This is a genomic window from Shewanella sp. MF08487 (assembly GCF_050848685.1).
GTDB classification, from domain to species: domain Bacteria; phylum Pseudomonadota; class Gammaproteobacteria; order Enterobacterales; family Shewanellaceae; genus Shewanella; species Shewanella glacialipiscicola.
The window spans coordinates 193,573-206,223 of the sequence record NZ_JBOZPB010000006.1 but is presented as its reverse complement, the minus strand read 5'-3'; the positions used below and the strand labels follow the sequence as shown (position 1 = coordinate 206,223).

The following is a 12,651-nucleotide window of genomic DNA, read 5'->3' as shown; positions in this document are numbered from 1 at the left end:
ACCTTTTAGAGCAGCATCCGCTAAAAGCCAGTAAACCAACCAAGATAAGAAAGGCAGCATGGAATGACGATTTTAGGCGCGAGATTTTCTTTGGTTAAGAGATTTAACAAAGCTTAATCCCGCCCTGGGGTTATCTAGGGGATGAGGTGGAGCTTAAGCTAAGGCAGTATATGTCTATCACCTCTATATCGTGTGCTTTTACTTTTTTGGGCTAAACAATATGATCAACAATTTTTTTAATCTGCCCATTTAGCCATACTAAATCGTCATTAGTGTTATTCGGTTGATTTTTTTGCACTAAGAATATTGTCGGTACTTCCGTTTCTGCATATAAACGTTCGGCCTCAAGTTGCGATAACTGACATGTATGTAATTCGGATATATCACTCGCCATTTCGTAGACTACACGATAGGGCAATAATGATAGCGCCTGACTTTCACCGAGGTATTCAAACAAACTTGAAATACTGGTAATGTTAATTTCAGTATTAAGATGGATGCTATTTTTGATACAAAAATCTTGATAAGGGCTGAGTTTAGTCTTGGCGTTACCCAAATCAGTATTCACATAGGGATATTCAGCAATAGTTTCTAAGGTGATATCCCGTTTGAAAATAGGATGGTTTCGGCTAGCAACAAGATAAACTTTATCCATGTGTTGCAGTGCCGTTGTCAAAAGTTTATCACCGAATGCGGCCACGTCTGCTGCGCTTTTATTACAGCAAATTCCTAACATAGTATCGCCGTTAATAATATCTTGAGTGGTATGCATTGACCACGGAGTGATATTAATATGCATGAGCTTTTGTTCTTCTTTAATGGCCTGCATAAGTGGTTTTGGGAAAGCATAGGCAATTAAACCTGGCGCAGCTATTTCCACATGGGATTTGACTAAATTACTATTGGCCGCTCTGGCTTTGTGAAACTTATCTGCACACTCAATGGCTTCTTTTGCTATTGGATATAAATGAGAAACAAACTCATTAGGGAAAAGTCCATATTTGCGACGAATAAAAAGTTCATCACCAAAGATTTCACGCATATTTTTAAGGCTACGACTAATCTTAGGCGCAGGAATATCGAGAGCTTTAGACACATAAGTTGCAGACTTATTTTCATATAATGAAACGAGTATTTTCAAACTTAGAATATCGAGCCCATCAAGATTACTAATATGCATTTTTTATATCCCTTAATATGGAGTAAATGCTTTAAATATTGATTGATTATGGCTCTGCTGAATAATATTAATGTGAAATATATCTCAACTTTAAAACTATATCGCCGCAATTCATAAGTGCTTTTTTATATTTGTATTTTTTATATATTAAAAAATATAAAAGATGTTTTTAAATATATGAAATTCACTTTGCGATATTGCAGATATTGCAAGTGTAGATTTTATGTATTTCATTATCAAGATTTGCACTAAGTGACAATGAGGGTTGATTCTTAATTTGTTGTTTATTATTAGGTTGTTGTTTTCAAGCGTGATCCTTGTCAAGTAAATAAGTTTGCTTCACGTTAATACTAAAGTTGTTTTAAAAAAGGTGATAACAAAAAATAAATAGGTTATTGGAGGCGTTATGAATACTTCAGTTATTCTCAGTTATGCGTTTATGTACTTTGTGCTGTTTGTCGCAGTGCCATTCGTTTTTGTCATGTTCGTCATGACCTGTATTAAGTTTTTTAAATCAGGTCCAGATGATGCAGAACATCACGAAATAAAACTAAAACCCATGCTGTTTGATAAGAAAAGCTTTAGTTTTTTTAAATCATTAAAAACCGTAGTAGAAGGCAAGTACGATGTTTTTTGTAATGTGCCATTAGATACTGTATTTGAGATGGATCAGCATGATGCTAGTTTAAATCATGATTATCGTCTCGATTATGTATTAATTGATCAAGACTCGTCCGAAGTCAAAATGGTGATCAGTGATTCTAGTAAAGCAAATAACTCACTAATGAAAAAATTATTTAGTAAGTTCAATATTAACTTTATTGAAATGAATCAACAGAAATCGTGGGATGCACAAAGCCTTAAGCAAGCGCTCGCTGTCTGATTACGACCGTCGGGTTCAGGTCATTCTGAACCCTGACACTCATCTTCGCCCTTCCCCAAATAAATGTGAGGACTCCTTAATGTCCAAAATAAAATGGCTGTGGTCGATTCGCTTGGGTGCAATTGCATTACTTTTAAGCTTTAGTGCAGCGAGCGCCGAATCACCCCTTCAAATTAATAGTGATGCTGCCTGCATGAAGTGTCACAAGCGAAACGGTTCAATGTTAGGCCATCATGGTCAAGATACGATGAAAATGTCCTGTTCAAGCTGCCATGGCGAGAAAGGAGATCATCCCAAGAAGCCAAACGACTTAGTCGTGTTTAGTCTGCAAGAAGGATCTGAGCTTGATAAACAGCTCGCCGTTTGTCGCAAATGTCATACACCGAAAAAACTTAGTGCAGCAGATTGGACACATAACGTACATGCTAAAAAAGTGCCTTGTGCTGCCTGCCATAAATTACATAGCGCAACCGATCCCATGGCTGAAATGACGCCAAAGGTTCGCAGTGAGTTATGCAGTAGTTGCCACGCCGGCAAGCAGGAGTAAGTCATGGAAAATTCAAAAAGAAGATTTCTAAAGGGCACCTGTGCTTTATTAGCAGGCGCAACAGGCGCAACACTTCTTACTACAGTGAATGCGGCAGAAAGCGCTAAAGCCGAAGCCGAGATTAAGTATGCGATGGTTCACGATGAATCTAAGTGTATTGGATGCCGTGCATGTGAAGTGGCATGTCGTGAGGTAAATGAGGTTCCCGAAGGAGTGTCTAGAATTGAAATTCTGCAAACAGGCCCCTTTGGTGAATATCCTAACCAGTTTTATCATTTTAGCCGCAAGTCTTGTCAGCATTGCGAAGATGCACCTTGTGTCAATGTGTGCCCAACTGGCGCCGCGTTTATTGATAAAGAAACCGGCATCGTTTCAGTTGATGCATGGAAATGTGTCGGTTGCCAATATTGTATTGCTGCTTGTCCTTATCAAGTTCGCTTTATCAATCCTGTCACCCACGCAGCGGATAAGTGTGATTTCTGCCGCGAAACTAACCTAGCTCAAGGTAAACAACCTGCTTGTGTTGCTGCCTGCCCAACCAAAGCATTGGTGTTTGGTAATTTAAAAGATTCGACTTCTGAGATAGTGCAAGTGTTGCGAGCTAATCCAACTCAACGCGCCAAAGTTGCTCTCGGAACGCGACCTAAGTTGTTCCGTATTCTGGCGAAATCTGGGGAGGTAGTGCTATGAGTGCCTTACATTTTGATACCTTAGTATGGCATTGGCCCATCGCCATTTACTTGTTTCTCGCAGGTGTTTCGGCAGGGGCGATGTTCTTCGCTGTATTGTTAAAACACTTTGTTTTAAAGCAAAACGCTTATAAATCTGGTTTTGTGCGCGCCGCTTGTATTGTCGCGCCAGTGGCGGTAATGGCTGGATTGGGCATTTTGGTCGTAGACTTAACGAAACCCCTCGATTTTTGGAAGATTTTAGTGTTTTACAACCCTAAATCGGTCATGTCGATGGGTGTACTTATTCTGCTGATTTATCAAGTATTCATGTTTATGTGGATTGGTTTAACCTTCCGTAAACCAGTCGATGATTGGTGTGAAACACGCTTTCCTATCGTGTTGAAACTCACAGCATTACTGGCTAGGTTTGAGGCTGCCATTACGGGATTACTGGTGATCCTATCTTTGGCTTTAGGAGCTTATACAGGCTTCTTACTCTCAGCATTGCCCGGCTACCCTATGCTTAAAAACCCAGTATTACCTTTGTTGTTTTTAGTCTCTGGGCTTTCCTCTGGTGCTGCTGCGGCTTTACTCGGGGGCGTGTTGATGAATGGCAAGCCTGATGACAAAGAGGTGCACTTTATCCATAAAGTTGAGATCCCGTTGATCTTAGTTGAAATAGTGTTGTTGTTTACCTTCTTTATGGGGTTAGTACTTACCGGCGGGCAAAGTAAGGTCGCGACCTTTAATGCCTTAGGTTATGGCTTCTGGGGATGGGTGTTCTGGGTAGGTATTGTTGGGTTCGGTTTATCTGGTCCTTTAGCGATGAATCTATTTATGACTTCGACATCGAAACGTAAATGGGCTTATGTCGCAGGAACGGCCTGCTTAAGTTTGCTAGGGGTCATATTGCTGCGTAATTTCATCCTTTACACGGGGCAAATGACAATAGCCTAAAGCAGAATCGTTATATAGCTCAGGAAGCACAATGATAAGAGTGGAAGGACATCGACAGATCGCGAAAACAATGTTTAAGGAAAACAGTGTAGATTAAACCCTTGTGATGCTAGCTCTCAAGGATAAGTCTAGTCGCGATTTGTTGTGTAACAGGGAGGTCGCTGGGCAGGATGCCATATTGTAGACTTTACTATTTTGCCCTGCCTCCAAATGGGCGTTGCCACCTTTATTTTTAGGGTGGCGTTTCTTGTTTTGGAGTAACACAAATTATTGGCCGAGATTATTGATCCACTCACTCATAACCACATGGGTTTTGATTTTGATAATATCGGTATGGGTTTCAATATATTCACGGATCTCGTGTAAGCGGCGCATTGAAGGTGCGTTGACATACACCAGTAAATCCATATCGCCAGAAATACCACGGCAGGTAATCACTTCGGGAATCGCTTGAAAAACGTGTACCACGTCAGCACAGCGTGGACATTGATGTTGGATCTCGAAATAAGCCGATACACCTTCTTTTTGCGACTCACTCAATAGCACTTGATAGCCACGAATAACCCCAGTGAGTTCTAGTTTTTTTATACGCTCGGCCACCGCACTGCGTGACAGATTTACCTGTTCGGCAATATTCGACACACTCTGACGTGCATCCTGACGCAGGCTATTAATGATGGCAGTATCAAATTTATCCAAGGGTAACTCCAATGAAAATGCTTATATTAAATCTATAGACTATTTTGTTATTAGTTTGAATGGCAAAAGAATTTACTAATTATTTAGATTTTGATTTTCGGCAAAATTTAAGTTAACCGTCATTTTGATGCTTATATACTAAATCTCCGTGATTTTGTCTGTTCTGGATGTGAGTAACACTGAAATTAACGGCAGATTGTGGGGCTAAATTTCACTATACTGGCGGCTTGAAAACCACAGAATATTAGCAGATGAATTCAAATAGCGGAACGATAGGTCGTTGGCAAGGTGCAGGGTTGATGGCGACCACTTTGCTTGGTACTGGGGTATTTATTTTGCCTCAGATGACAATAGATAAGGCGCAATCTGGCGCGCTAGTCGCGTGGATATTGCTTACTTTGGCCATTATTCCAGTGGCACTTGTCTTTGGGCGTTTAGCGAGTGTATTTCCCCATGCTGCTGGGCCCGCCTACTTTGTCGAAAAAGCGTTTGGTCGCACTGCTGGTCGAACCATAGGGCTGATCTTTTTACTGGTCGTACCCATGGGGGCGCCCGCCGCTATTTTAATGACCTTTCAGTTTGTAAATGCCTTGGTGCCTATATCGGGCTGGTCGAAGGTTGCTGTTGAGGTGCTGGTTATTTTTGGCTTGTTCTTGATTAATTTAAGGGGCATTCAAGTGTCGGCTAAGCTGCAATTTGGCCTGACACTGTGCATAGTGGCCGTGGTTGTGGTGCTGTTTGGCGCAAATAGTTTTCAACCAGACCAGCTAACCATACTTGCTAGCCACGGTATGCCCGAAATGCCGACCGTAATGATTGCTGCTGGCATTGCTTTTTGGAGTTTTTTGGGTATCGAAGCTATGACCCATCTCGCCGATGATTTTCGCCGTCCGCAACAAGATATGATCCCCGCGATGATGATGGGGACGGTATTAGTGGGGGTTATTTATGTGGCTTGTACACTATTACTCTTGTTAGTCCCTACAGATAAAAGCGTCGCTATGATTGGTGTGTTCGATCAATTGCTAGGCGGTTATGGTGCGCAAGTTATTGGCATTTTAGGTATTGCGAGCGGGTTAGCTACAGTTAACGTATATGCCGCCAGTGCAGCTCGTTTAGTATGGAGTTTTAGCTGTGAGGGTATTTTGCCACGCTTTTTTGCGGTAAAGAATGCCCACGGTGTTCCTATTCGGGCTTTGGCGGCGTTGTTATCGGTAATGGCAAGTGTCATTGTGCTCACCTATATTTCTGGGCAAGAGCTTGAGCACCTTATCGCATGGAGCAACAGTGTGTTTGTGGTGATCTATCTGATGGCGATGTTAGCAGCGGCTAAGTTATTACCACGGCATAATTGGCCGTTAGTGGCTCTAGGGTGTGTCTTTTGCGTTGTACTGGCTTTTGCGCTTGGTGCAAGCATGTCCTATGTATTGGTATTAATATTAGTGGTGGCGCCATTCCTGTGGTGGCAAAAGAGCCACATTATCCGTAAACAAAGTTTAGCTATACCAGAGTCATTACTGTGACCAGCAGGATTAAAATTTAGTGAGTATGGCTCGTTGTTTCTATCGCCATATTGCGCATTTGGATTAATTCGCTGTGTTTGAGGTAGAGCAAATCAGCGGTGCGGCGAATGATTTGGTCTTCGTACTGAGATAGCTGCCCGTCGGCGTAGGCTAGTTGCCACATCGCGAGCAATAGTTGTTGCTTCTGCTCGAGGCTAAATTCAGCATTAATGGCGGAGGTGAACTCAAAGAGTGAAGTGGCGTTGCCTTGAACACTTTTGGCTTCATCGATTAATGCTTGAGCATCTGCTTGCGACATTGATAGGGTTTCGGTCAGTAATTTCGGTAATAACTCTGCTTCTTGCGATGACAGTGTCTCATCAGCAAATACTACTTCGAGTAACATACTGGCTGCGGCTAGCTTAAGTTGATGCGCCTTGTCTTCTGGCGAGACGGCTTGGGTATGCGCTTCAAGAAATCGTCTTAATTTTGCAATCATATGTGGCGGTTCTCATGCAGGAGGAATATAGAGTAGAGTCGATTGTGAGATGAAAGTTCACCCTAAGTATCGAGCGCCTAGGGTGAGGGTATACTGAGTTAAAGTAGTGAACTCAGGCCTTTTGTAAGTAAATCTGAGGTACCTTCTGCGCCATTCGCGTCTAAGTAAGACTTAGCAATGTTGATCATTGGCATGGCTAAGTCTTTAGAAATGCCTAGTTTTTCAAAGGCATCAAATACCATTGCACTACTTTGTAGTGATGATCCTAAATTACCCGCTTTTGACAATAAGCCAGAAACGCCTGAGGCTGAGTCTAGTGTAGGTGCTGCCGCTAACAGACTATCAGCATTAGGGATGCTGGCTGCCAGTGTTGAATAGTCAGTCGTGCCAAGGCTAGATTGCGCTAAACCGAGTAAACTGCCTAAACCACCTTCAGCCTGAGTTTGATTTAAACCTAACTGTGACATAACGTTACCAACCAAATCATTTGACTGAGTTGCTGTTGCCGTCGCGAGCGTTTTCTCCGTTTTGGCTTGAGCACCAGTCAAGTTATCTAGCCATCCTGCACTGGTGGGCGCCGCCAAAATACAAGTGCTAAGGAAGATAGACAAGGTAATAATATGTTTCATATGGAAGCGTCCTTTAATGGTTTACGCGCTAGTTCGTCGGACAGTTTAGCGGGTTTGCTTATTTTGTTGCAGTAGTTTTCGTGATTTACAGTTAACACTGATGATTTCTATTGTGCATTACCAAGGGATTTTCGGTATCCTTAGCGGCAATTATCAGTGTTAATTCATCTCAATTATTTGGAAAGTCGCATGTCACTATCCGCAATTTTGTCAGAAGCCTATAACTTCTTCCGTAATCATCTAGCGCAACTTGCTATGTTGACTATGCCATTACTGTTGATCCAAGTGGGGATCCAGTTATGGCTAGGCATAGAGATGGGTAAAGTCGATTTAGAAAATCCACAGTTTGGTGCCCCGCACATGATTGCCATGATGCTGTTGTTGCTCACTTTCTCTGTACTCATTGCCGCAGTCACGCTGTTTTTAGAACTACGTTCTCAGGGGCACAATCCTTCTGCGGGCATGGTACTTAAGGCCAGCTTACCTTTTGTTCCGCCACTATTATTGGCTGGCGTGTTTTCTGGCTTAGCGATTTTAGCTCCTGTAATGCTGTTTGCGGCCTTTGGCTCTTTATGGTTGATAGGCTTGGTGATTAGTTTTTATCTATTTTCTCGATTGGCTTACGTCAACTTTATGGTTGTAGTCGAGCGCTTAACCCCATTAGAGGCCATCAAGGGGAGCTTTAGTTTTAGTGGTCCTATTGTGCTAAAAACCATTGCATTATTAATGTTATATCTACCACTTTCAGTCATCGGCAGTCAGCTATCTGGATTCGCCGCTATGGGTGGTTTTCCTGTGCAAATGTTGGTGGATACCATTATGTCTTTCATCGGCTTATTCGTTAACGTCGCGTTATTCCGCTTATATATGGTGTCTAGAAAACCTAGCGTTGAATAGTGCACACTCAATATAGTTTGTAGGGAATCACTCATGGGGATGAAAGCGGTCATTAAGGATAGTGAATTTATCCAAGATTTTTCGGCCTCTTTGAGTGATGATTATCTCAAGGCAAAAAGCTATGTGCAGGATGTGCCGACCCAGTCGCTGCTGCACATTCGTAGCTTTACTCATAAGCTTACTGAGTTACTCGGGCAAGATAAGCAAATCGCGTTCACGAGTCCGAATTTATACGATAGGATTGAACAACTTAACCAGCAACGTATCATCGATGTTAAAACCACTCGCGCCTTACATCGATTACGTGCCGATGGTAATCGCGGCGCTCACCCCGAGAAATATCACCTTACCCAAGAGCAATTGCTCGCGCTCGCGCAAAAATCCATTAAAGATGTCTTAGCCTTAGTTGAGCACTTGTATCTTAAGATGAAAGGCCAGGCAGCACTTCACTACTGTTATGAAGCATCTGACGCTATGACAGCCAAGGATTTATGCTACCGCGCTGTGATGGAAGACGACGCACAAGCGCAATATCTACTGGGAATATCCTTTAAGACCAAGGCGCTAATGCTTAAAGAACAAGAATCGCTCGAAGAACAAGCGTTACTTAAAGATCAAACGCTTGTGATAGCCGCCGACCCAGTATTAACCCCAAATGTATCTGCTATCTCCCAAGCCAATAGCGCATCTCATTTAAGTGCGACAGACTGTTTTTCCCGGGCTGCCTATTGGTTTTCCCTTGCGGCTCCCGGAAATATGGAAGCCTTGCATGAATACGGCGTGGCATTGATCCACGGATATCAAGGTACACCAGAGGTGGCTGAAGGTGAAAAAGCGATTGCCACCGCAGCTGAGGCTGGAGTCGTCAATGCGATGGCGTTGTTGGGATATTTTTATCTTGTCGGCGGTGAGTCGTTTCAACCCGATAGCCATTTAGCTCAGCATTACTTACAGCGTGCGGCAGATGGCGAGCAAACCGAAGCCATGGCTAACTTAGGTGTGCTGTATTACCAGCAAAAAAATCTCACTCAAGCCCATTATTTTATCAGTAAAGCCGCGCAAGCAGGTTATCCCCACGCTCAATACCATTTGGCCTTAATGTTGGCTAATGGTGATGGCTGCACACGGGATGTAATAGCCAGCGAGCATTGGATGGCTGAAGCTGCAGAGCAAGGGCAACTCGATGCCATGCTTACGCGCGCGCAACATATGCTCAATGATGATAATGCCTTTGGAAACGATTTGACTCAGGCTGAGGATTACCTGCGCCAAGTGATTAAGTACAGCTACAGTGTTGCGGCCATGATCGAGCTGAGTATGGCATTAGCCGACGGCATACTAGGGCGAATCGATGTGGTGGGGGCTGCGGCTTTGCTTAAATTAGCAAGGCAAAATGCCAATAAAAAAGAGGCCGATATTATCGAGCCCCTTTGGCAGTCACTTGCATTACAGATTGAAAATGTGTTGAAAGTAACGCAAGACTCCGCAGAAATTCACAGCCTCACACGCGCACAGGCTTTACTGTCTTAAGCCCATTTTACTCGTTTAAGCTAGTGTTCATCCTCTTTATGCTCAAAAGTCCGCCCTTGTTGGCGCATTCGATGGGTTTCTCTCGCATTAGACTCTCTGACAATATTCACTGAGTTGTAAACGTGACTGTGTGGCTCCTCAGTAGTGTGGTCATGCTGATGAGCGTTTGCCTGTGCTTGGTTAAATTTTGCTACCTGACGCGCCATATAAACACGGCTAAATAACACTAAACAGCCGAGGGTAATAGCCCCAAATAGGAGAACGAAGGGTAATAAAAATAACGATAAACAAATTAAACTCAGACTAATCGCCATCGCTAACCAAGCCCGAGGGCCAGAAATTCGTGTCTGCATTGGGCTTCGTTGGAACTGTAGATAAATCATGCGAACTCCTCGATAAGCAGTGGACATTTAGTGTGCAATAGCGAGTATGTTTAGGTCACGTTAATATTGCTTAATTTACTTTATTTTACCTTGAGAACCAATTTATCGTTAAATATTTGGTTTATTTGTGACTGAAAAACAATTTGAGTTATCAGTTGTGGCTTTGTTGGTTGTGCATGGGTTTTATAAAAATCTTTCTGCTGCAAATGTGAGCACCGTCTTTCTTAACTGTACAAAATATGAGACAATTTAGTATAAATTAAGCTTTAGTTTTAATGCAAAAAGTCGCCTTGTAATATTAACTATAAATATTAGCTCAACCCGTTCAGACACCCTATTTTTCAATGCTTTGTTAATAAATTAGACGCCAACATGAACTCATATTCGCTCAAGCAAAAAATTCTGTTCTCCGTTGTGGTAGCCCTTTCACTCGTGATTGGTTTGTTGTCATGGCAAAGTTATTCCAGCCAAAAAGCTCAAATGTTACAAAATAGCTTAGAACAAGTGCAACGTCTTGGTGATCAACAAGCTGAGCGTATTCAAGAATGGCTCGCGGGCAAACAAGATATTATGGGAGCACTGGCGAGTAAAGTTGAAGGCGATACGCTTAATACTCTGCAACAGGCTCAAGCATCTGGCCGTTTTCAGTTAACTTATTTTGGCTCTCAAACTGGGCAAATGAATGATTCAGATCCCAGTATTGATCGTAGCGGTTATGACCCACGCAGCCGTCCTTGGTATCAACAAGCAGTCAGTGCCCGCGCGCCTATTTTAACCAAACCTTATGTGGATGTTGCATTCAATATTTTAGTGGTAACGATGGCACAACCAACCGCACAAGGCGTTGTCGGTGGTGACCTCTCTATCGCAAGCCTTGTCGATGGTGTCAACCGATTGAAATTACCTGCAAACGGTTATGCCATCATGATGCACAAAGATGGCACTGTGATCGCTTATAAAGATCAAGCTAAGACGATGAAGCCGATAAGTGAAATTGATAACGAACTTAATCCTGATTTACCTGAGCAAAATCGTAAAGCAGGTGCACTGCTGCCGATGTATTTTGAAAATGAAGCTAGCGATAAGCTGGTGTGGAGCGTTGATATTCCCGATACCGACTGGGAATTGGTGTTAGTGCTTGATAAGGCAACCTTAGAGGCGCCATTGTCTAGTCTATTACTTACCCAGCTTGGACTTGCTGCACTAGTGTTACTCGTGAGTGTGTCAGCGATATCATGGTTAGTGAATGTGCTTTTAGGGCCTTTAGGTCACGTATCAAAAGCTCTTGCCCGCATTGCCGATGGTAATGGTGATTTAACGCAACGTATCTCTGTCGATACTCACGATGAAGTGGGTATGCTTGCCGATAGCTTTAACCGTTTTGTGGGTAGTCAGCATCAGTTAATTAGCCATATCCGTCAACTGGCCAGCGAATTAGATGCTGATGCTGAGCGTAGTTTAGTGACGACGCAAAACTCAGTAAATGAATTACAACGTCAGCAGCAAGAGGTCGCTATGGTCGCGACAGCCGTGACTGAAATGGCGAGTGCCACCAATGAAATTGCGGCTAATGCTGAGAATACAGCAACGGCAGCACAGCAATCGGCTATGAGTAGCTTACAGGGTAAAGAGTTAGTGAATAAAACCCGTAACTCTATCAATTCTCTCGCCGATGAAGTGACTCAAGCTACGGATGTGATTGAAGATTTGAGCCGCCATGCGCAGTCAATTTCGAGTATTTTAGCGACTATTCAAGGGATTGCAGAACAGACCAACTTATTGGCACTTAACGCAGCGATTGAAGCGGCGCGTGCTGGAGAACAAGGTCGTGGTTTTGCGGTTGTGGCAGATGAAGTGCGGGTATTATCGCGCCGTACTCAAGACTCGACTCAAGAAGTGCATACAACGATTGAAACCTTGCAACGTACTACGGCTAGAGCTGTGAGCTTGATGGAAAGTAGTCAGAAATTAGCTGGAAACAGTGTTGGCGATGCTAATGCGGCGGCGAAAGCGCTAGAAGAGATTACCCAAGCGGTTAACGTTATTTCAGATATGGCCAGCCAAATCGCCACCGCTGCGGAAGAGCAAACCCAAGTGACGGGTGAAATTACTCAAAATACGGTTGCGATTAAAGATGTAACTGATGAAATCAGCGCATCAGCGATGTTAGACTTAGCACAGGCTAGAGCGTTGAAAGCTCGTGCAAATGATTTGAAAGCTCAGGTAGCGACCTTTATTTTATAGTGTTACCGTTGTTTCGTTATGGCTAATGTT

The 12,651-nt window shown here is 43.1% G+C and carries 13 protein-coding genes; 8 read left to right on the top strand and 5 right to left on the bottom strand.

The window, feature by feature from the left end:
* Window positions 1–211: 211 nt before the first annotated feature.
* On the bottom strand, window positions 212–1,180 hold the full coding sequence (locus ACRN9H_RS06910) for a LysR family transcriptional regulator (protein ID WP_432313045.1): 969 nt from the start codon (window positions 1,178–1,180) through the stop codon (window positions 212–214).
* 406 nt (window positions 1,181–1,586) lie between these two features.
* On the opposite strand from ACRN9H_RS06910, the gene ACRN9H_RS06905 reads away from it, so the two are divergent.
* The 4 genes from ACRN9H_RS06905 to nrfD all read left to right on the top strand — a co-directional run bounded on the left by ACRN9H_RS06905 (window position 1,587) and on the right by nrfD (window position 4,238).
* A complete protein-coding gene (locus tag ACRN9H_RS06905) occupies window positions 1,587–2,063 on the top strand; it encodes a DUF2726 domain-containing protein (RefSeq protein WP_432313044.1) in 477 nt (158 codons plus the stop codon).
* Window positions 2,064–2,142: 79 nt separating this feature from the next.
* Window positions 2,143–2,610: a nitrite reductase gene (locus ACRN9H_RS06900; RefSeq protein WP_220774467.1), complete on the top strand. Its 468-nt coding sequence runs from the start codon at window positions 2,143–2,145 to the stop codon at window positions 2,608–2,610.
* Between the two features lie 3 nt (window positions 2,611–2,613).
* Window positions 2,614–3,300, top strand: coding sequence for a 4Fe-4S dicluster domain-containing protein (locus ACRN9H_RS06895; RefSeq protein ID WP_220774468.1), 687 nt, complete (start codon window positions 2,614–2,616; stop codon window positions 3,298–3,300).
* Complete coding sequence (gene nrfD, locus ACRN9H_RS06890; RefSeq protein WP_220774469.1) at window positions 3,297–4,238, top strand: cytochrome c nitrite reductase subunit NrfD; 942 nt, start codon at window positions 3,297–3,299, stop codon at window positions 4,236–4,238. The genes ACRN9H_RS06895 and nrfD overlap by 4 nt, the downstream gene beginning before the upstream one ends.
* A 267-nt stretch (window positions 4,239–4,505) precedes the next feature.
* Here nrfD and ACRN9H_RS06885 read toward each other — a convergent pair whose 3' ends face one another.
* Window positions 4,506–4,937 (bottom strand): Lrp/AsnC family transcriptional regulator, encoded by a 432-nt coding sequence (locus tag ACRN9H_RS06885; RefSeq protein WP_263188026.1) that lies wholly within the window; start codon window positions 4,935–4,937, stop codon window positions 4,506–4,508.
* A 251-nt stretch (window positions 4,938–5,188) separates the two neighbouring features.
* On the opposite strand from ACRN9H_RS06885, the gene yjeH reads away from it, so the two are divergent.
* The gene (gene yjeH, locus ACRN9H_RS06880) at window positions 5,189–6,460 is read left to right on the top strand and encodes an L-methionine/branched-chain amino acid transporter (protein WP_432313043.1); all 1,272 of its coding nucleotides are present in this window, start codon (window positions 5,189–5,191) and stop codon (window positions 6,458–6,460) included.
* Between the two features lie 16 nt (window positions 6,461–6,476).
* On the opposite strand, the gene ACRN9H_RS06875 is transcribed toward yjeH, so the two are convergent.
* Together ACRN9H_RS06875 and ACRN9H_RS06870 are read right to left on the bottom strand one after the other, a co-directional pair.
* Window positions 6,477–6,938 carry a TerB family tellurite resistance protein gene (locus ACRN9H_RS06875; RefSeq protein ID WP_432313042.1) on the bottom strand — a complete coding sequence of 154 codons (462 nt, stop codon included), beginning with the start codon at window positions 6,936–6,938 and terminating at the stop codon, window positions 6,477–6,479.
* Window positions 6,939–7,036: 98 nt separating this feature from the next.
* Window positions 7,037–7,567, bottom strand: a complete 531-nt coding sequence (locus tag ACRN9H_RS06870; protein ID WP_432313041.1) for a DUF2780 domain-containing protein — start codon at window positions 7,565–7,567, stop codon at window positions 7,037–7,039.
* A 189-nt stretch (window positions 7,568–7,756) separates the two neighbouring features.
* Here ACRN9H_RS06870 and ACRN9H_RS06865 point away from each other — a divergent pair, with 189 nt between their 5' ends.
* Entirely contained in the window at window positions 7,757–8,464 is a 708-nt protein-coding gene (locus tag ACRN9H_RS06865) for a hypothetical protein (RefSeq protein WP_432313040.1), read from the top strand.
* 33 nt (window positions 8,465–8,497) lie between these two features.
* A complete protein-coding gene (locus ACRN9H_RS06860) occupies window positions 8,498–9,994 on the top strand; it encodes a DUF4145 domain-containing protein (protein WP_432313039.1) in 1,497 nt (498 codons plus the stop codon).
* A gap of 20 nt (window positions 9,995–10,014) precedes the next feature.
* Here the strand turns inward: ACRN9H_RS06860 and ACRN9H_RS06855 are convergent, their stop codons facing one another.
* Window positions 10,015–10,377, bottom strand: coding sequence for a hypothetical protein (locus ACRN9H_RS06855; RefSeq protein WP_432313038.1), 363 nt, complete (start codon window positions 10,375–10,377; stop codon window positions 10,015–10,017).
* A gap of 372 nt (window positions 10,378–10,749) precedes the next feature.
* On the opposite strand from ACRN9H_RS06855, the gene ACRN9H_RS06850 reads away from it, so the two are divergent.
* Window positions 10,750–12,621 (top strand): methyl-accepting chemotaxis protein, encoded by a 1,872-nt coding sequence (locus ACRN9H_RS06850; protein ID WP_432313037.1) that lies wholly within the window; start codon window positions 10,750–10,752, stop codon window positions 12,619–12,621.
* The last annotated feature ends 30 nt before the right edge of the window (window positions 12,622–12,651 follow it).